Raw genomic sequence first — 18,737 nt, forward strand, 5'->3', positions numbered from 1 at the left:
GCCTAGCCCGGCTTTATCAACCCAGGAACAGTTGATAGGCCGGGTTATCGCTTTCATCCCAGTACGGGTAGCCGATTTCTTCCAGGGCAGCCGGCACCAGGTGGCGCTCATCGTGTGGCACCTGTAGCCCGGCGACCACACGGCCATCCGCCGCGCCATGGTTTCGGTAGTGGAACATCGAGATGTTCCAGCGCCCGCCCAGCTTGTTGAGGAAATTGAACAGCGCACCCGGGCGTTCCGGGAATTCGAAGCGCAGCACCACTTCGTCGATGACGTGGGCCGCATGCCCGCCCACCATGTGGCGAATGTGCAACTTGGCCAGTTCGTTGTCGGTCAGGTCCAGCACCGGGAAGCCTTGTGCGGTCAGGCTGGCGATCAGCGCGCTGCGTGGGTCGTTTTCCGGGTGGGTCTGCACGCCGACGAAGATGTGCGCTTCGCTGCCGGTGTTGTAGCGATAGTTGAATTCGGTGATCTGGCGCTTGCCGACGGCTTCGCAGAACGCCTTGAAGCTGCCCGGTTTCTCGGGAATGGTCACGGCGATGATCGCTTCGCGGCCTTCGCCCAGCTCCGCGCGCTCGGCGACGTGGCGCAAGCGGTCGAAATTGACGTTGGCGCCGGAGTCGATGGCCACCAGCGTCTGGCCACTGATGCCTCGTGACTCGACGTATTTCTTGATCCCGGCCACGCCCAAAGCGCCGGCAGGTTCGGTGATCGAGCGGGTATCGTCGTAGATGTCCTTGATCGCGGCGCAGATCTCGTCGGTGCTGACGGTGATCACTTCGTCCACGTAGTGCTTGCAGATATCGAAGGTGTGCTGGCCGATCTGCGCCACGGCAACGCCGTCGGCGAACAGCCCCACGGTCGGCAGGATCACGCGTTCGCCCGCGGCCATGGCCGCTTGCAGACAATTGGAGTCGTCCGGCTCGACGCCGATGATCTTGATTTCGGGGCGCAGGTATTTCACGTAGGCCGCGATCCCGGCAATCAGCCCGCCACCGCCCACCGGGACGAAGATCGCATCCAGGCGCCCCGGGTGCTGGCGCAGGATTTCCATCGCCACGGTGCCCTGCCCGGCAATGGTGTGGGGATCGTCATACGGGTGGATGTAGACGTAGCCTTTTTCGTCGACCAGTTTCAGCGAATAGGCCAGGGCTTCGGGGAACGAGTCACCGTGCAGCACCACTTTGCCGCCACGTGAGCGCACGCCTTCGACCTTGATTTCCGGAGTGGTCTTGGGCATCACGATGGTGGCCTTGACGCCCAGCACCTTGGCCGCCAGGGCCAGGCCCTGGGCGTGGTTGCCTGCCGAAGCCGTGACCACGCCGCGTGCGCGCTCTTCGTCGCTGAGCTGGGTCAGCTTGTTGTAGGCCCCGCGAATCTTGAACGAGAACACCGGCTGCAAGTCTTCGCGCTTGAGCAAGATGCTGTTGCCCAGCCGCTCGGAGAGCTGGCGGGCGGCCTGCAGCGGGGTTTCTACGGCAACGTCGTAAACGCGCGAGGTGAGGATCTTTTTGACGTACTGTTCAAGCATCGGAAAGCATCACTGAGCGGGTTGGGCAGGGCCAAGGAGTCTAACCCGGCTTTTAGCTGGGCGACCACACGAATCCCAAGGTTTTGTTGGGTTATACTCGCGCCCCTCTTTACTTCCTGCCCGCTTTCGGAGCCCGCATGACCCAGGATCAACTCAAACAGGCCGTGGCCCAGGCCGCCGTCGACCTCATCCTCCCGAAGCTGGATGACAAGAGCGTCGTCGGGGTTGGCACCGGCTCAACGGCCAATTGCTTCATCGACGCGCTGGCGCAACACAAGGGCGCGTTCGACGGCGCGGTCGCCAGCTCCGAAGCAACCGCCGCGCGCCTCAAGGGCCACGGGATCCCGGTGTACGAGCTCAACACCGTGAGCGACCTGGAGTTCTACATCGACGGCGCCGATGAAAGCGACGCGCACCTGAACCTGATCAAGGGCGGCGGTGCGGCGCTGACGCGCGAGAAGATCGTCGCGGCCGTGGCCAAGACCTTCATCTGCATCGCCGACGCCAGCAAACTGGTACCGGTGCTTGGCGCGTTCCCATTGCCGGTGGAAGTCATCCCGATGGCCCGCAGTCATGTGGCCCGCGAACTGGTGAAGCTGGGCGGCGACCCGGTGTATCGCGAAGGCGTGCTGACCGATAACGGCAACATCATCCTCGATGTGCATAACCTGCAGATCACCAACCCGGTGGAACTGGAAAGCCAGATCAACGCCATCGTGGGCGTGGTCACCAACGGTTTGTTCGCGGCGCGTCCGGCGGATGTGCTGTTGCTGGGGACCCCTGAAGGGGTGAAGACGCTGCGGGCTGAATAAACCGGGCGATCAGTTATTGATTCAACACCGGACCCTGTGGGAGCGAGCTTGCTCGCGATGGCGGTATGTCAGTCGATACCTTCATGGCTGATACACCGCTATCGCGAGCAAGCTCGCTCCCACATTGGGTTTTTGTGGTAGTTCAGGGTAAGTGGATCAAGGCTGCGGCTTCTTGAACACGTAGAACAGATTCGGCTCGCTCACCAGATACAGGTTGCCATCGTCGTCCATGGCCAGGCCTTCGGCCTGGGGCACGGTTTTTTGCAGGCCCTGGCGGCCCTTGCTCAACGACAGCGTGCTCAGCGGCCGGCCGTCGATATCCAGTTCGATAATCAACCGCGATTCCTCGGACAGCGCCAGCAAATGGCCGCTGCGCTCGTCGAATTGCAGGCTTGAGAGGTCGCGTACGAACAGCCCGGCATCGCGCTTGGGGTTGTTGATCACATGGACTGCGTAAGACTTTTCTGGATTGTGGTGGGGAAACCCATGCACTTCATAAATCAGCATCGGGTCGCGTTCCTTTGCCACGAACAGGCGTTTGCCCACCGAATCGTAGGCCAACCCTTCGAACCCCTTGTTGCCGCTCATGTGCACGCCGAGGGTCATCTGCTCGGCTTCGGCGGCGTCGAGGAATTGGGTGTCGTCGTCCAGGTGGACTTTGATCAGGCGCTGTTGGCGCTCGTCAGTGATGACGTAAATATCTTCGCTGATGAATTCCACTGCCTCCGGATCGCCAAAGCCGATCAGGGCGATACGCCGCAGAATCTTGCCGTCCAGCGACAACTCGACCAGCTCGGCATTTTTATTGGTGACGGTGAACAGGCTCTTGCGGATCGGATCGAACGTCAGCGCTGAAACGTCATCGTCCAGGCCTTCGATCACCTGCGCCTCGATCGTGACCCGGTATTGGTCCAGGGCAATGGCTTGCTCGCTGGTGGTTTTCCAGAGGGTGTTGAGGTTGAACCAGGCGCGTTCGAAAAGGCGCAGGTGCTGGCCGGCGGCGATCAGGAGAATCAGCACCAGCGTCAGCAATATCAGGATCAAGGATTTGGGGCGGACGAGTCGACGCATGTCAGGGTGGGCTCGGATGAGAACAGGTGAGTGGAAATACCACCGCTGCCTGAACTGAAGCTTAATAGCTGTGTGCCACACCCTACAACGAAAGGGAATCTACCTTACAGAGTTAGTGCCGTCAGCGCTGTTTTTCGAAACGATAGAACAGATTCGGCTCGCTGACCATGTACAGGTTGCCGGCCTCATCGACGGTGACGCCTTCGGCACGAGGGATGGTGTCTTTCAAACCGTTGAAGCCGCCTAGCAAGGTCATGAAGCTGACCTGCTCGCCTTTTTCGTCCAGTTCCAGCAACAGATGGGAGTCGGCCGAAAGCACCAGCATGTGACCGGTGCGCGGATCGATCGCCAGTGCCGAGAGGTTGCGCAGGTCCAGTTCATTGCTGACATGGATCTGCTTGTCGCCCTTGAGCAATTGGCTGCCATCGCTTTTCCAGGTGAACAGCGCTGGCGGGCGTTCCTCCCCAAGCACCAGTTGCTGGTTGCGCGGGTCCCAGACGATCGCTTCGAACCCTTTGTTCTGGTTCTTGGATGGGCCGAGATCATAGTGGGGGAAGTCGGCGTTGTTCAGTTCGCGGGTATCGGCACCGACGTGGACGATGGTCAGTGTGTGATTTCGTTCGTCGGTGATGGCCAACAGGCCGTTTTCCATATAGGCCACGCCCTCGGGGTTGCTCCAACCCACCAAGGGCATCTTGCGCAGCACATCGCCTTGCAGGGTCAGTTCCACCAGGAACGGTTTTTTGCCCATGACGGCGAACAGGGTCTTGGTCTGCGGGTTGTAGGTCACATCGGACGCTTCGTCCTTTTCCATGCCCGGTAGCGGCTTGGCGTCGATCACGGCGCGGTAGTCCGGCAGCCAGATGCTCTCCTGGCGCTGGGCCGGGCTCTGGAAGCGTTCCGATAGCCAAAGCAGGCCGCGGTCGTCCCAATGCATCGCAAACGCCAGGCCATAGGCAGCGGCCAATGCCAGCAGCGACCAGGCATACCAGGGCAGGGCGAAGCGGGAGCGGCGGGCAGGTTTGGCAGCAGAGAATGCTTGGGTTTTGGCCATCGGGAATACGTTCCAGAAATTCGGCTAGGGGAGTGGCTGGCTCAGATGCCGCATTCCTCGGAATTATCCGGATGGCATGTGAAAAAAACGGTAAATGGTGGGACAGACCTCCACCCGCCCCTGTGGGAGCGAGCTTGCTCGCGATAGCGGTGTGTCATCCACCATCAATGCTGGATGTGATGGCCTCATCGCGAGCAAGCTCGCTCCCACAGGGGAACACAGGTTTAGCCGTTAGCGAACGCTGCTTTCGAAGCGGCTCGCCCCCGGCAACTCCAGTACCAGCTCATCACCTGCATTCAACGGCCCGACGCCGGCCGGGGTGCCGGTGAGGATCACGTCGCCGGCCTGCAGCGAGAAGCAGCCGGCCATGTATTGGATCATCGGCACGATGGGGTTGAGCATCAGGCTGCTGTTGCCGTCCTGGCGCACTTCGCCGTTGATGGTCAGGCGCACGGGAATGTCGGCCAGGTCGGCAAACGTATCCTTCGAGACAAATGGAGCGATCACTGCCGCGCCGTCGAAGGACTTGGCCACTTCCCACGGCAGGCCCTTGGCCTTGAGTTCGGCCTGCTTGTCCCGCAGGGTCAGGTCCAGAGCCGGGGCGAAGCCGGAGATTGCGTCCAGTACTTCTTCAGCGCTGGGCTTGGTGGACAGCGGCTTGCCGATCAGCACGGCGATTTCTGCCTCGTAGTGCACCGAGCCACGCTCGGCAGGAATGCTGAAACCGCCTTCCAGCGGCACCACGCAACTGCCCGGCTTGATGAACAGCAAGGGTTCGGTGGGCACCGGGTTATCCAGTTCCTTTGCATGTTCGGCGTAGTTGCGGCCAATGCACACCACTTTCCCCACCGGGAAATGAATACGTGTTCCGTCGACATACTGGTGCTGATAGCTCATTACCGACTCCTGCTTCTGGGATTCATCAGGTGTTTTTAAGCGTCAGATCGCGAAAATCTTGCCCGGGTTCATGATGCCGTTCGGGTCAAATACCGCCTTCACCGCTTTCATGTATTCGATTTCCACAGGTGAACGACTATAGGTCAGGTAGTCGCGCTTGGTCATGCCCACGCCGTGTTCGGCGGAAATCGAGCCGTTGTACTTCTCGACGGTTTCAAAGACCCATTTGTTCACGGTCGCGCATTTGGCGAAGAACTCATCCTTGCTCAGGTTTTCCGGCTTGAGGATGTTCAGGTGCAGGTTGCCGTCGCCGATGTGGCCGAACCAGACGATTTCGAAATCCGGATAGTGTTCGCCGACGATCGCGTCGATTTCCCGCAAGAAACCCGGAACCTTGGAGACGGTCACCGAGATGTCGTTCTTGTACGGGGTCCAGTGGGAGATGGTCTCGGAGATGTATTCGCGCAGCTTCCACAGGTTTTGCAGTTGGGTTTCGCTCTGGCTCATCACGCCGTCCAGCACCCAGCCTTGCTCCACGCAATGCTCGAAAGTTTCCAGGGCGTGGTTGGCGACTTCTTCAGTGGTGGCTTCGAATTCCAGCAGCGCATAGAACGGGCACTCGGTTTCGAACGGTGCTGGCACGTCGCCGCGAGCGAGGACCTTGGCCAGGGCCTTGTCGGAAAAAAACTCGAAGGCGGTCAGGTCCAGCTTGCCCTGGAAGGCGTGCAGCACCGGCATGATCGAATCGAAGTCCGGGGTGCCGAGCACCATGGCGGTGAGGTTTTTCGGCGCACGGTCCAGGCGCATGGTGGCCTCGACCACGAAGCCCAGGGTGCCCTCGGCGCCGATGAACAGCTGCCGCAAGTCGTAGCCGGTGGCGTTCTTGATCAGGTCTTTGTTCAATTCCAGCAGGTCACCCTTGCCGGTGACGACCTTCATGCCCGCCACCCAATTGCGGGTCATGCCGTAGCGAATGACCTTGATCCCGCCGGCATTGGTGCCGATATTGCCGCCAATCTGGCTGGAACCTGCCGAAGCGAAGTCTACCGGGTAGTACAGGCCATGTTCTTCGGCCTTGTTCTGCAGTTGTTCGGTGACCACGCCCGGCTGGCAGACCGCGGTGCGGTCGGTGAGGTTCACGTCGAGCACCTGGTTCATGTAGTCGAACGACACGACCACTTCGCCGTTGGCCGCCACGGCTGCGGCGGAAAGCCCGGTACGTCCGCCCGATGGCACCAGCGCGATCTTGTGCGCGTTGGCCCAGCGCACGATGGCCTGGACTTGCTCGGTGGTCTTGGGGAAGACGATGGCGCTTGGCGCCGGGGCGAAGTGCTTGGTCCAATCCTTGCCGTAAGCGTTCAGGGAGTCGGCATCGGTCAGGACCTTGCCAGGCTCAACCAGGGTCTTCAGCTCATCTATCAGGGCAGGATTGGTCATCGACAGAACTCTCGAACAATTCATGGTCATCCTGAGAACGCTTCACGTCGCAGGAATGAGTGTTTAGCGGGGTGCATATGCTAGCATACCGACCCCGCAGCGTAGTGCCCAACGGCTGTTCTGCGGCGACGGCTGTCACGCCGGTCGGGCCAGCATGCGCTGTCCGATTCCCTGCCATTTTTCTCCGGGACACAGGTTTACGCAGATGAGCAAGACTTCTCTCGATAAGAGCAAGATCAAGTTCCTTCTTCTCGAAGGCGTCCACCAATCGGCTGTCGACGTCCTCAAGTCGGCGGGCTACACCAGCATCGAGTACATCACCAGTTCTCTGCCGGAAGCCCAGCTCAAGGAAAAGATCGCCGATGCTCACTTCATCGGCATTCGCTCCCGTACCCAACTGACCGAAGAGATCTTCGACCACGCCAAGAAACTGGTGGCGGTCGGCTGCTTCTGCATCGGCACCAACCAGGTTGACCTCAACGCGGCGCGCGAGCGCGGTATCGCGGTGTTCAACGCGCCGTACTCCAACACCCGTTCCGTTGCCGAACTGGTGCTGGCCGAAGCGATCCTGCTGCTGCGCGGCATCCCTGAGAAGAACGCTTCCTGCCACCGTGGTGGCTGGATCAAGAGCGCGGCCAACTCCTTCGAAATCCGCGGCAAGAAGCTGGGTATCGTGGGCTACGGCTCGATCGGCACCCAGTTGTCGGTATTGGCTGAAGGCCTTGGCATGCAGGTGTTCTTCTACGACACCGTGACCAAGCTGCCGCTGGGCAACGCTACCCAGGTCAACAACCTGCACGAGTTGCTGGGCATGTCCGACATCGTGACCCTGCACGTGCCGGAAACCGCTGCCACCCAGTGGATGATCGGCGAGGAGGAAATCCGTGCCATCAAGAAGGGCGGGATCCTGATCAACGCCGCGCGTGGCACCGTGGTCAAGCTCGACGCCCTGGCCGACGCGATCAAGGACAAGCACCTGATCGGCGCCGCCATCGACGTGTTCCCGGTGGAGCCACGCTCCAACGACGACATCTTCGAAAGCCCGCTGCGTGGCCTGGACAACGTGATCCTGACCCCGCACATCGGCGGTTCCACCGCTGAAGCCCAGGCCAACATCGGCCTGGAAGTGGCGGAAAAACTGGTCAAGTACAGCGACAACGGTACTTCGGTATCGTCCGTGAACTTCCCGGAAGTGGCCCTGCCGGCACACCCTGGCAAGCACCGTTTGCTGCACATCCACGAAAACATCCCGGGTGTGATGAGCGAGATCAACAAGGTCTTCGCCGAAAACGGTATCAACATTTCCGGTCAATTCCTGCAGACCAACGAGAAAGTCGGCTACGTCGTGATCGACGTCGACGCCGAATACTCGGACCTGGCGCAAGAGAAGCTGCAGCACATCAACGGCACCATTCGTTGCCGCGTGTTGTTCTAAGCAGGCCTGGCTTGCAATAAAAAACGGGAGCCCCAAAAGGGCTCCCGTTTTTTTGCCTGACAGCCCATCAAACCCCTGTGGGAGCTGCGTTGTGTCAGCCGGTGTTGTGTTACTTCACGTTCACCGTGATTTTCTCGGACACGATCGACGGCTCGAACGGCATGTGGCCGCTGTCGCCCAGGATCAATTGCAAGGTGTGTTTGCCCGGGGCCAGTTTGATGGTGGCCTCGGTTTGTGCCTTGCCGAAGTGCATGTGATTGGCGTCGTTCGGAATCGGCGCGCCGGCGGCAGGCAGTTTGTCCACGTCGATCAGCAAATGGTGATGGCCTGTATTCTTGGTCACGTCACCCGCCGGCGCCAGGGCAATGTCCTTGACGCCGAACTTGACCTTGAACTCTTGCGCGACGGTGGCGCCGTCTGCCGGGGAAACGATGAACACTTCTGCACCTTTGGGCGCTGGGGTTGCGGCGCTTACCAGCATCGAGGCCCCCAGTAACAGGCCGGCCACCGCGGCACGAGACATAAAGCTTTTCATTTTTTTCTCCAGTTTTTCCATGAAATCCGCCTGGCCATGACAACTTCATGACCAATCGTTGTCGAAGCCTGCAACAACCATAGCAAAGCGAGCCTGAAACGAGCGTCGCTTGTATAAATACCTAGGAGTGACCATGCGCTTTCTGCCTGGCCTGATTTGCCTGCTACCCCTTTTGAGTCCCCTGGCTCATGCCGAACTGATCGATGACGTCAATGACCGTGGCGAACTGCGCATTGCCTTGGAGGCCAACACCGCGCCCTTCAACTTCAAGGAAGACGGCAAACTCACCGGTTTCGAAGTGGAATTGGGTGAAATGCTTGCCAGTGAGCTCGATGTACGCCCCGACTTCGTGGTCACCGATGCCGTGGACCTGATGAGCGGCGTGGAGAGCGGCAAGTACGACGTCGCCATCAACCACATAGCAATGACCCCGGAACTGGCGGAACGTTTCGACACCAGCGCCGTTTACAGCCAACCGGATGCACAACTGCTGGCGAGCAAGGATGAGACGCCACGCCCGTTGGTCATGGCGCAGTCGTTCCAGCCAGAAAAAAAGAGCGAGCCAGCGCCGAGCCTGGTGATCCCGTTCCAGAAGGGCAACCCGGCGTTCAAGGCCAGCCTGGACAACGCCCTGACGCGTATCAAGGATGACGGGCGGTTGGAGAAGTTGTCGCAGAAGTGGTTGGGTAAGCAGGAGTGATAAAACCTGGGATCAAGCGCAACTCCTGTGGCGAGGGAGCTTGCTCCCGCTCGGCGGCGCAGCCGTCGTAAAGCAGCTGACGCGGTCTGCCTGGAAAATCACATCATCCGGTTGGGGCCGCTCCGCAGCCCAGCGGGAGCAAGCTCCTATCAAACAAAACTCAAGCATTGATTTTTCTAAAAAAAATTCCAGGCCAAGGCTGCACGGTAGCGAAAAGGTTCAATTTCCACGGAAAATGTGGTTGCCCAGAATCTATGGCCAAACTATCAGACCGCCTTCGCGAGCAGGCTCGCTCCCACAATTGGACCGGAGTACGACCGCAAGAGCCAGGTCGGCTATGAGGCCGCCTCGCGACGGACGTTGATCTTGGCGCCCCGTTAACCACGATGGCCGAACGCAGGTATTGCGTAGTGGGTAACCCGGCATGGATGCCGGGTTAGCCGCGCTGGGCCATGGATGGCCCTTCGCGGCGGCCCACGGAGCAATGCCTGCGTTCGGGCACACCGAGCCTAGGCGAGGTGCCGAGTGGTGGGGCAAAAGCGCTTTGGTTACTTTCGCGCTTTTCGAAAGTGACCCGCCGTCAGGGCGGAACCCTAAGTGGCCGTTACCGCAGCGATGGATATGTACTCGGCCATAATCCTGGCCAGCTGTCAGACTATCTTCGTGAGCAAGCTCCTACCCCAAAACTCAGGCATCTGATCTTCTAAATAGATTCCAAGGCGCAGGTTACACGGTGGCGAAAGGGTTCACTCTCCTATACGTGGTCACAGCATGCTGCGCCAACAACGTCTCCACGCCGATACCGTGCGGACCACTCTCCCTCTCGGGTGCGAACACGCCAGTGGTAACTACGGCCTCTGTCCTGCGCGCACCTCCTATCTTAGGCCGAATAATTGTTTGCTGCGCGACAGCGCAGCGTCGGTGACGCGGCGGGGACTCCCTCGCCACAAGGTTCAGCGTTTGGTCCGGATGGGGTTGCCTTCAAGGCCTACGCCAGACACTCGCCAACCAAGGCTGTTGCTCGCGCGGCAGCCCCGCCGGTCGGTAGTAATGCTCCAGTTCCACGAAGCCTGCTTCGCCAAGCAGCGTGCGCCAGGCCGCGAGGTCGTGGTAGGCGCCGAAGCGCTGGCCATTCCAGCCCTCCTGGTTTTCGCCTCGCGGGTTTGAACTGAACAGCACGCCGCCGGGCTTGAGCGTGGCGTGCAGTTGCTTGAGCACCCGGGGCAGTTCCTGGACGGGAACATGAAACAGCACCGCGTTGGCGAAAATCCCGTCAAAGCGCTCGGCCGGGAGGTCGAGTTCCAGGAAGTCCTGTTGCCAGACCTCACAACCGCTGTCCTGGCGCGCCATCCGGGCGAACTCTTCTGAACCGTCGAGGCCGACCGCAACATGACCCATGGCCGTGAATGTGCGCAGGTCGCGCCCCGGGCCGCAGCCCAAATCCAGGATGTGCAGCGGTGCCTGGCCCTGGATATGGCGCAGCAAGGCGTCGATGTTCTGGCTGACATCGTGATCGCGGGTGCCTTCGCGAAAGCTTTCTGCCACGGCGTTGTAATGGCCCAGGGTCGTGGCGGTGATGGCGTGCAGGTCTTCAGTGGTGTGTTTCATGATTGGGGGCTTGGGTTGGGAGCGTCAGCCGACTATACCGCAAGCCCGCTGTTCTGCCTGTGGGAGCAACTGCTCCCACAGATCAACGCTTGTTCAACCCCCGCGCCAGGCGATCGCCGCCCAACTGGATCACCGCCACTAACGCCACCAGCAGCACGATCACCGTGAGCATGATCTGGCTGTCGAAACGCTGGTAGCCGTACCGGTAGGCGATGTCGCCCAGGCCGCCTGCACCGATCGCGCCGGCCATGGCCGAAGAGTTGATCATGGTCACCAAGGTGATGGTAAAACCGCCGACGATGCCCGGCAGCGCTTCGGGCAGCAACACATGCCAGACAATGTGCCAGCGCCGGCAACCCATGGCCTGGGCCGCTTCGATCAGGCCATGGTCGACCTCCCGCAGGCTGACTTCGGCGATGCGGGCAAAGAACGGTGTGGCGGCGATGGTCAGCGGTACGACCGCGGCCCAGACGCCATAGGTGGTGCCGACGATCAGCCGGGTGAACGGGATCAACGCCACCATCAGGATCAGGAATGGTATCGAGCGAAACAGGTTCACGAACGCGCCCAGGGCCCGGTTCAAGACCGGCGCTTCATAGATCCCGCCCTTGCCGCTGGTCACCAGGATCACCGCCAGCGGGATGCCCGCCAACAGCGCGATCAGCGACGACACGCCGACCATCAGGAACGTGTCGATGAAACCCTGCAATAGCCGATCAAACCACATAACCCAGCACCTCTACCCGTTGCGCCCAATTGCCGGCCCGTTGCCGCAGTTCCTCGGCGCCCCACGACGAACCGCTCACGGCCAGTAGCAATTGCCCCAGCCCGTGGCCCTGAATTCGCTCGATGCCGCCGTGCAGCAGCCGCACCCGCCCACCGAGGGCGCTGAACAAGGCGGCCAGATCCGCTTTATCACGACCAGCGCCGGTGAATTGCAGGCGCAGCACAGTGGCGGCATCCGCCGATGCCGGCTGCGCCTGCAAGCGGTTTTGCAGTTCTTCCGGTATCGCGTGTTGCAACGGTGCCAGCAGCGTCCGACTGACCTCGTGTTGCGGGTTGCCAAACACCTCCCAGACAGGCCCCTGCTCGACGATCCGCCCCTGCTCGAGCACCACGACCCGGTCGCAGACTTCGCGAATCACCGCCATTTCGTGGGTGATCAACACGATGGTCAGGCCCAGCCGCTGGTTGATTTCGCGCAGCAGGCCGAGGATCGATTGAGTGGTCTCCGGGTCCAGGGCCGAGGTGGCCTCGTCGCACAACAAAATCTGCGGGTCATGCACCAGGGCCCGGGCAATCCCCACCCGCTGTTTCTGCCCGCCCGAAAGTTGCGCCGGATAGGCCTTGTGCTTGCCGTGCAGGCCGACCAGTTCCAGCAGCTCGCGAACCTTGCGCTGGCGTTGCTCCTTGGGCACGCCGGCGACTTTCAGCGGCAGCTCAACGTTCTGCCACACGGTCTTGGCCGACATCAGGTTGAAGTGCTGGAAGATCATGCCGATGCGCCGGCGCAGTTCCACCAGGCGGTCTTCATCGAACTCGCCGATGTCGATCTGATCGATCAACACCCGGCCACTGGTGGGTTGTTCGAGGCGATTGATGGTGCGGATCAGCGACGACTTGCCGGCGCCGCTGCGGCCGATGATGCCGAACACCTCGCCGCGCTGGATCGCCAGGTCGATGCCTTGCAGTGCGGCCACCGGACCCTGGGCGCCGGTGTAAGTCTTGCCCAGGCCGATGAAGCGCACATGGGCACGGTTGAGCGCCGGATGCAGTTCAGCGTGTTCGGCGCTCTGGGGCGCGGGGGCTTCGTGTCGGAGTCGAGCGTTGACGGCGTTCATGTCAGCTTTCCCAGCCGGCTTGGTAGAGCTTGCCATGGGCCTTGTCCAGGGCGGCGCGCACGGCTGGCGAATGTTGGTAGATGTCGACGAACTTGATCAGCCGCGGGTCGTTCTGGCTCTTGGGCTGGATCACGAACTGAATCACGTATTCCTTGTGATCGAGGCCGTCGAACAGCAAGGCAGAGCTGGCATCGAAGGTCTTGGCCAGGCGGATGTAGGCGGGATAACCCTGCACCAGGTCGGCGTCTTCATAAGCGCGCACCAACTGCACGGCTTCGACCTGCAGGATCTTGAGCTTCTTCGGGTTGGCAACGATGTCGTCTTCGGTGGCCTTGTAGCCGACGCCCGGCTTGAGGCTGATCAGCCCGGCCTTGGCCAGCAGTTGCAGGCCGCGACCGCTGTTGATCGGGTCGTTGGCAATGGCGACGCTGGCGCCTTCGGGCAGTTCGTCGAAGCTGTTGTATTTTTTCGAATAGAGGCCGACGTTGTTGATGATCCCCGGCGCAAACGGCACCAGGTCGAACCCGGCGGCGGCCTTGGCATTTTCCAGGAACGGGATGTGCTGGAAGTAATTCACGTCGATATCGCCGGAGGCCAGGCTGACGTTGGGCGCGATCCAGTCGCTGAACTCCACCAACTCGACTTTCAAGCCTTGCTTGCCGGCTTCTTCGACGGCCGCTTCCAGGGGAATCGCGAACGCGGCGGTGGTGCCGATTTTCAACGGCGCATCGGCGGCAAACAGCGCCGAGCTGAACAGGCCGAGGGCCAGGGCCAGTGCTTTGACTGGCAGGGTGAGGAAGTGCTTGGTCATGTCAGTTATTCCAGTCATTTTAGGTGCGGTGCATATTTTTTGTGGCGAGGGGATTTATCCCCGCTGGGCCGCGAAGCGGCCCTCAGATCCAACGGTGGATCAGCTAGATGCAGTTGACTGCTTTGGGGCTGCTCCGCAGCCCAACGGGGATAAATCCCCTCGCCACAGGTTCATCAGTCCTCGCCACAGTGTCAGTGCCGGTACGTCGAACCAGTGTGTTGCTTGGGTAGATGGGCCTCGGCGTGAAACAGTTTTTCGCGCAGGCTGCCGTTGTCGTATTCGGTCTTGTACGAGCCGCGTCGCTGCAACTCGGGGATCACCAGGTCGATGAAGTCCACGTAGCTTTGCGGCGTGACGATACGGGTCAGGTTGAAGCCATCCAGGCCGGTTTCGGCGATCCACGACTCCAGCTCGTCGGCCACCTGTTCGGGCGAGCCGACCACCGTGATGTAGCGACCGCCCAGGGCGTGTTGCTCCAGCAGTTTGCGCCGGGTCCAGTCGTTGTTCTGCAGGGTCTTGGTGGCGGATTGGATGGCGTTGCTCTTGACGTACTGGATCGGCTCATCCAGTTCGTACTGGGAAAAATCGATCCCCGTCGACGCGGAAAAATGCGCCACGCCGGCCTCGGCGCTGGCGTAGCTCAGGTACTCGGCATGCTTGGCCCAGGCGGCCGCTTCGGTCTCGCCGACGATCACGTTCAGGCCCATGAACACCTTGATGTCCCCGGGGTTGCGCCCGGCCTCTACGGCGCTGGCGCGGACCTTGTCCACCTGGGCCTTGGTCGCCGGTTTGTTCTGGCCGCTGATGAACACACACTCGGCATGTCGCCCGGCGAACAGCAGGCCGCGCTCGGAACTGCCGGCCTGGAACAGCACCGGCGTGCGCTGGGGTGACGGTTCGCACAGGTGATAGCCCTCGACCTGGTAGAACTCGCCCTGGTGCCGGACCTTGTGCACTTTTTCCGGCCGGGCATAAATCCGCTGCTTGCGGTCGTTGAGCACCGCGTCGTTTTCCCAGCTGCCTTCCCACAGTTTGTAGAGCACTTGCAGGTATTCGTCGGCCTGGTCGTAGCGGCGGTCATGCTCGACCTGCGCCGTCAGGCCCATGGCCTTGGCGGCGCTGTCCAGGTAGCCGGTGACGATGTTCCAGCCGACCCGGCCGCGACTCAGGTGGTCGAGGGTGCTCATGCGTCGGGCGAACAGGTAGGGCGGTTCGTAGGTCAGGTTGGCGGTGAGGCCGAAGCCGAGGTTTTTCGTCACGGCGGCCATGGCGGACACCAACAGCAACGGGTCATTGACCGGCAGTTGGATCGACTCCTTGAGCGTAACGTCCACCGACTCTTGGTACACGTCATAGACCCCGACGATGTCGGCGATGAACAACCCGTCGAACAATCCGCGCTCGAGCAATTGCGCCAGGGCGGTCCAGTATTCGATCGTGTTGAACTGGGTCGACGTGTCCTGGGGATGGGTCCACAGGCCGTGATTGATGTGCCCGATGCAGTTCATGTTGAACGCGTTGAGCAGGATCTTTTTCTTGCCGGCCGCCATCAGATAGTCCCCCGCAGCGGCGGTTTTTCATCGTTGAGGTAGAAGTTGCCCACCGCGTGGTATTTCCAGCGCACCGGGTCATGCAGGGTGTGCACCCGGGCGTTGCGCCAGTGGCGGTCGAGGCCATGTTCGGCCAGGGTCGCCTGGCTGCCGGCCAATTCGAACAGCGTGCTGCCGGCGGCCAGGGAGATTTCGGTGCTGATGGCACGGGCCTCGGCCACGGCAATCGAGGCGGCGGCGACCGTGTCGGCTTGGGTGTTGGCCTGGGCTCGGTCGAGAAACTCACCGGCACGTTCCAACAGGGCTTCGGCGGCGTGCAGGCGGATGCTCAGTTGGCCGAAACTCTTGAGGGTGTGCGGGTCTTCGGTGGCGACGTCGCTGGTAGCGTCGATCCAGGGGCGGGTTTTATTGCGGACAAAATGCAGGGCATCTTCATAGGCGGCGCGGGCGATGCCGGTGTCGATGGCGGCGTGAAGAATCTGCGCCAGCGGCCCCACCGGTGTGGGACGCTCGAAGGCGCTCTGGAAGGGCACGATATCGGCGGCGGCGACATACACGTCTTCGAACACCACCGAACCGCTGTCCGTGGTGCGCTGGCCAAAACCGCTCCAGTCGTCGATCACCGTCAGGCCTTGGCTGTTGCGAGGGACGAACGCCAGTTGCTGCACACCGTTTTCGTCCACCACCGATGTGGGGATGCGCTGGGCGTAGATCGCGCCCGTGGCGTAGAACTTGCGACCGTTGATGCGATAACCCTCGCCGTCGCGGCGCAGTTGGGTGATGCGGTCATGGGCAGTCTTGGTGCCAAGTTCGGCCAGGGCGTTACCAAAGCGCTGGCCGGCGAGCACGTCGGCGTACAGGCGTTGTTTTTGCGCTTCGCTGCCGTTTACCCGCAGCACTTCCAGGGCGTAGAAATGATTTTGCGGGATCTGCCCAAGCGAGCTGTCAGCCTGGGCAATCAAGGCGATCACTTTGGCCAGCGTGACATTGGACACGCCGGCGCCGCCGTAAGCCTTGGGCACGCTGATGCCCCACAGGCCCGAGCGGGAGAAGGCCTCCAGTTCCGGGTACGGCAAGCGGCGCTCGCGGTCGCGCAGGGCGCTGTCGCGCTTGAAGTCATCGGCCAGGTCGCTGGCTACGATCAGGGCTTGTTCATCGCTGGTGATCACCGCGACGTGTTGGGAAAACGTCATGTGCTGCTCCAGAGGTCGGGTGGTCAGATCCAGGAATGGCGGGCCGGCAAGGTGCCGTTCAGGTGGTAGGCGCCTACCGCGTGATACTTCCAGCGCACCGGGTCGTGCAGGGTGTGGACCCGTGCGTTGCGCCAGTGGCGATCGAGGTTGAATTCGGCGAGGGTGGCGCGGCTGCCGGCCAGCTCGAAGAGTTTTTCGCTGGCTTGCAGGGCGATCTCGGTGGTGAGCACTTTGGCCTCGGCCACGGCAATCGAGGCGCGGGCGGCCGATTGCGCCGTGATGGGGGCGGCACTGACCTGGTCCAACACCTGTCCGGCCTTGCGCAGCAAGGCTTCGGCGGCGTGCAGTTCGATTTTCAGTTTGCCAATGTCGGCGATCACGTAAAGGTCATCACTGGCTCGGTCGACCTTGGCATCAATCCAGGGCCGGGCCCGTTCACGCACAAAGGCGATGGCATCGTCGATGGCGCCACGGGCGATACCCGCATCGATGGCGGCCTGGATCAGTTGGGAAATCGCGCCTTGCACACCGGGTGTTTCGTTGATGCGCCAGTTATCCAGGACGTACTCGGCATCCACCCGCACATTATTCAGCAGCACGGTGCCGCTGGCGGTGGTGCGCTGGCCGAACCCCGACCAGTCGTCGACGATCCGCAGGCCCGGGGTGCCGCGCCGCACGAACGCCAGCACCTGGCGGCCCTCGTCATTCAGCGCCTTGACCGCGACCCAGTGCGCAAACAGCGCGCCAGTGGAATAGAACTTCTGGCCATTGATGACAAACCCGTCACCGTCAGCGGTGATCCGAGCCTTGAGTTCAAGGGTATTGCGAGTGCCACGTTCCGGCCCGGCGTTGCCGATGCGCCAGCCTTCGAGCACGCTTTGTAAAAGGATTTTTTTCTGCCGTTCGGTGCCGGTGCCGAGAATCAGCTGGAGTACGCCGAACTGGTTTTGCGGGATCTGCCCGAGGGCCGGGTCAGCGGCGGAAATGATCGCGAAGACGTCGGCCAGGGTGACGAACGATACCTGCGGGCCGCCGTATGCCCGGGGAATGGTGATGCTGCCCAGTCCGCTGCGGGTGAACTGCTCGATTTCTGCCCAGGGCAGCTTGCGTTGCTGGTCACGACGGGCCGCCTGTTGACGGGCGACCTGCGCCAGTTCATGGGCAGCTTTGATCGCCTCGGCATCGTTGCGCAACACCTGTGCGGGCACCAACAGCGGGGCGATGTCCAGGTCGCTTTGGACTTTTGCTTGCGCCAGATCCGACATTACAGCCACTCCGTGGCTGCAGGCAGTGCCTTGGCGTATTGCCCTGGGGTGATTGTGTTCCGTTGCATACCCACCTCACATCTCAAGAAAACGCCGCGATGAATGCGGCGAGCGAAAATCAAGAATGTCCGGTGGTCCGGTGTATATACCCTAAGCGTGTGTAAATTATTTTTAAACTAACTTTTAGGAATATTGATAGAGGGCTTTTGCCGGGTGATGCTGTGGCGAGGGGATAAATCCCCTCGCCACAGAAGCTTTCCAGTGTCTTTCACTTTTGTCGGTGCGGCTCGGCCGCCATGAGGGCTTCTTTCGGCGGGTTTTTCAGATACGGATTGACGCACCCGATCTTCAATGTCCGTGGCGGTGCCCAGTGAGAGTTATTGCCCACACGGTCGAGGATGCAGTAGGTCACTTCCAGGCGCAGGTCTTCTCCCGCCTCCAGGATGATCTGCGGCGGGACCCAGACATTGATCGGCTGGCCGACCTCGCTGGCGGTGACGGCAGGCAGGTCCATGCGCACATCGCCCCAGCGCAGGGTCACGGCATCGCCGACGGCCATGTTCAGGTAGGGTTCGATGGTCAGCGGTACACCGCGCTTGATCTGGTTGGGGTTCACCCCTTGGCGGCGGATAGTGCTGGGAATGCGCACGGGTGCCAGGCTCTGGTTTTCATCGCCGCTCAGGGCCGACGACTGCCCGCCGGGACAATCGAGCTTCGCGTGTACCCGTTGCTTGGCCGACAGCGCCGGCCCACGCCCGACTTGCATCACCCGATAATGAATGCGCGAGCTGCCATTGACGATGAAACTCTCCGGAACCCGCATCGTGATGTCGCCCAGGGTATCGGCCTGCGACAGCACGCGCGAGCCGACGAAGCAGCTGTCCCAGAACAGTTCGATCAGGTCACCGGCGTCCATGCCGGGGTAGGGCGCAATGGCGACCTCCAGGTGAGCGGCGTTGGCGATATTGATGCCGGTGGGGTGGGCATTGGCCAGGGT

At 61.4% G+C, this 18,737-nt stretch carries 17 protein-coding genes; 3 read left to right on the forward strand and 14 right to left on the reverse strand.

The genetic code is table 11. The features are described 5' to 3' along the window. Positions 1 to 16: 16 nt before the first annotated feature. Positions 17 to 1,531, reverse strand: a complete 1,515-nt coding sequence (ilvA, locus tag LQ215_RS20490) for a threonine ammonia-lyase, biosynthetic (protein WP_230152326.1) — start codon at positions 1,529 to 1,531, stop codon at positions 17 to 19. Positions 1,532 to 1,668: 137 nt separating this feature from the next. Between ilvA and rpiA the strand changes: the two genes are divergently transcribed. Further along, the gene (gene rpiA / locus LQ215_RS20495; RefSeq protein ID WP_013692033.1) at positions 1,669 to 2,343 is read left to right on the forward strand and encodes a ribose-5-phosphate isomerase RpiA; all 675 of its coding nucleotides are present in this window, start codon (positions 1,669 to 1,671) and stop codon (positions 2,341 to 2,343) included. 156 nt (positions 2,344 to 2,499) lie between these two features. On the opposite strand, the gene LQ215_RS20500 is transcribed toward rpiA, so the two are convergent. From LQ215_RS20500 to LQ215_RS20520, 4 genes are all read right to left on the reverse strand, one after another. After that, positions 2,500 to 3,414 carry an SdiA-regulated domain-containing protein gene (locus LQ215_RS20500; RefSeq protein ID WP_230152327.1) on the reverse strand — a complete coding sequence of 305 codons (915 nt, stop codon included), beginning with the start codon at positions 3,412 to 3,414 and terminating at the stop codon, positions 2,500 to 2,502. A 121-nt stretch (positions 3,415 to 3,535) separates the two neighbouring features. Further along, positions 3,536 to 4,468, reverse strand: a complete 933-nt coding sequence (locus tag LQ215_RS20505) for an SdiA-regulated domain-containing protein (RefSeq protein ID WP_230152329.1) — start codon at positions 4,466 to 4,468, stop codon at positions 3,536 to 3,538. Positions 4,469 to 4,699: 231 nt separating this feature from the next. Continuing rightward, entirely contained in the window at positions 4,700 to 5,365 is a 666-nt protein-coding gene (locus LQ215_RS20515) for a fumarylacetoacetate hydrolase family protein (RefSeq protein WP_230152330.1), read from the reverse strand. A 42-nt stretch (positions 5,366 to 5,407) separates the two neighbouring features. Beyond that, positions 5,408 to 6,802: an FAD-binding oxidoreductase gene (locus LQ215_RS20520; RefSeq protein WP_230152331.1), complete on the reverse strand. Its 1,395-nt coding sequence runs from the start codon at positions 6,800 to 6,802 to the stop codon at positions 5,408 to 5,410. Between the two features lie 205 nt (positions 6,803 to 7,007). On the opposite strand from LQ215_RS20520, the gene serA reads away from it, so the two are divergent. After that, positions 7,008 to 8,237, forward strand: coding sequence for a phosphoglycerate dehydrogenase (serA, locus tag LQ215_RS20525; protein ID WP_230152332.1), 1,230 nt, complete (start codon positions 7,008 to 7,010; stop codon positions 8,235 to 8,237). Positions 8,238 to 8,346: 109 nt separating this feature from the next. Here the strand turns inward: serA and LQ215_RS20530 are convergent, their stop codons facing one another. After that, on the reverse strand, positions 8,347 to 8,772 hold the full coding sequence (locus tag LQ215_RS20530) for a DUF4399 domain-containing protein (RefSeq protein WP_230152333.1): 426 nt from the start codon (positions 8,770 to 8,772) through the stop codon (positions 8,347 to 8,349). Between the two features lie 133 nt (positions 8,773 to 8,905). Here LQ215_RS20530 and LQ215_RS20535 point away from each other — a divergent pair, with 133 nt between their 5' ends. Further along, positions 8,906 to 9,472, forward strand: coding sequence for a transporter substrate-binding domain-containing protein (locus LQ215_RS20535; RefSeq protein ID WP_230152334.1), 567 nt, complete (start codon positions 8,906 to 8,908; stop codon positions 9,470 to 9,472). 981 nt (positions 9,473 to 10,453) lie between these two features. Here the strand turns inward: LQ215_RS20535 and LQ215_RS20540 are convergent. The 8 genes from LQ215_RS20540 to LQ215_RS20575 form a co-directional block, all read right to left on the reverse strand. Beyond that, positions 10,454 to 11,080 (reverse strand): class I SAM-dependent methyltransferase, encoded by a 627-nt coding sequence (locus LQ215_RS20540; RefSeq protein ID WP_230152335.1) that lies wholly within the window; start codon positions 11,078 to 11,080, stop codon positions 10,454 to 10,456. Positions 11,081 to 11,162: 82 nt separating this feature from the next. Beyond that, on the reverse strand, positions 11,163 to 11,807 hold the full coding sequence (locus LQ215_RS20545) for a methionine ABC transporter permease (RefSeq protein WP_003196648.1): 645 nt from the start codon (positions 11,805 to 11,807) through the stop codon (positions 11,163 to 11,165). After that, on the reverse strand, positions 11,797 to 12,921 hold the full coding sequence (locus LQ215_RS20550; protein WP_230152336.1) for a methionine ABC transporter ATP-binding protein: 1,125 nt from the start codon (positions 12,919 to 12,921) through the stop codon (positions 11,797 to 11,799). The genes LQ215_RS20545 and LQ215_RS20550 overlap by 11 nt, the downstream gene beginning before the upstream one ends. 1 nt (position 12,922) lies before the next feature. Then, positions 12,923 to 13,732 (reverse strand): MetQ/NlpA family ABC transporter substrate-binding protein, encoded by an 810-nt coding sequence (locus LQ215_RS20555; RefSeq protein WP_230152337.1) that lies wholly within the window; start codon positions 13,730 to 13,732, stop codon positions 12,923 to 12,925. A gap of 191 nt (positions 13,733 to 13,923) precedes the next feature. Further along, the gene (locus LQ215_RS20560) at positions 13,924 to 15,282 is read right to left on the reverse strand and encodes an LLM class flavin-dependent oxidoreductase (RefSeq protein WP_230152339.1); all 1,359 of its coding nucleotides are present in this window, start codon (positions 15,280 to 15,282) and stop codon (positions 13,924 to 13,926) included. Continuing rightward, the gene (locus LQ215_RS20565; protein ID WP_230152340.1) at positions 15,282 to 16,475 is read right to left on the reverse strand and encodes an SfnB family sulfur acquisition oxidoreductase; all 1,194 of its coding nucleotides are present in this window, start codon (positions 16,473 to 16,475) and stop codon (positions 15,282 to 15,284) included. Before LQ215_RS20565 ends, LQ215_RS20560 begins: the two co-directional genes overlap by 1 nt. Before the next feature lie 23 nt (positions 16,476 to 16,498). Next, positions 16,499 to 17,740 (reverse strand): SfnB family sulfur acquisition oxidoreductase, encoded by a 1,242-nt coding sequence (locus LQ215_RS20570; RefSeq protein WP_230152341.1) that lies wholly within the window; start codon positions 17,738 to 17,740, stop codon positions 16,499 to 16,501. Between the two features lie 268 nt (positions 17,741 to 18,008). After that, a partial coding sequence (locus LQ215_RS20575) for a hypothetical protein (RefSeq protein ID WP_230152342.1) occupies positions 18,009 to 18,737 on the reverse strand: 729 nt, incomplete at its 5' end.

The organism is Pseudomonas brassicacearum (genome assembly GCF_918698105.1).
In the GTDB taxonomy this organism is placed as follows: domain Bacteria; phylum Pseudomonadota; class Gammaproteobacteria; order Pseudomonadales; family Pseudomonadaceae; genus Aquipseudomonas; species Aquipseudomonas brassicacearum_F.